This window comes from Rothia sp. HMSC071C12, assembly GCF_001813895.1.
GTDB classification, from domain to species: Bacteria; Actinomycetota; Actinomycetes; order Actinomycetales; family Micrococcaceae; genus Rothia; species Rothia mucilaginosa.
Genome location: NZ_KV814363.1, coordinates 1 through 563, shown reverse-complemented (window position 1 = coordinate 563; position 563 = coordinate 1). Strand labels below are relative to the sequence as shown.

General features: G+C 46.4%; 1 protein-coding gene. It reads right to left on the bottom strand.

Features of this window, described 5'->3' with window-relative positions:
- On the bottom strand, positions 1-563 hold a 563-nt coding region (locus HMPREF2942_RS01135), incomplete at both ends, for a restriction endonuclease subunit S (protein ID WP_168165840.1).

Below are 563 nucleotides of genomic sequence, written 5' to 3'. Positions count from 1 at the left end.
TCGAGAATATCGACAATGCGCTGCTGCTCTTCCAGAGAAGGAAGCGGAATCTCGATTGTTTCAAGATTCTTTCCCGATACTCGTCGAACTTTTGTACCGGTAATATGGCGAAGCTTCTGCCGCTGGAAGTCATGAGTTGTAAAGAAATATGAAACATACTTCGGGTTCATCTCATGGCGGTAGATGTATGCATCTCCGCTAATACCTGCAGGCGTTTCTCCAAGCCAAGCTAGGGCTTTACAGACATCTTCATCATTCTCACTGGTCGTGGCAATGACAAGATTTCCCTTTTCTGCTTTTCGAAGTTTGTTATAGACCTCATCGTTGGCATATGACAAAGTCTTATCTTCGTGCAATCCGTAACGGGTAAAAACCTGACCATAGTGAATGACAGGATTTCCAGATTCCTGCAAATCCTTTTTCTGCAGCCCATTTCCACGAACAAAAGTTCCTAGAGAACCTAGGGAGACACGAGGACAGTCAAGGGCTTCAAAGAGCGAATCACGGTAGTACTCGTATTGCAGAGTACGCGCTTCCAGCTCCGCTTCCAGCTCCGCTTCCAG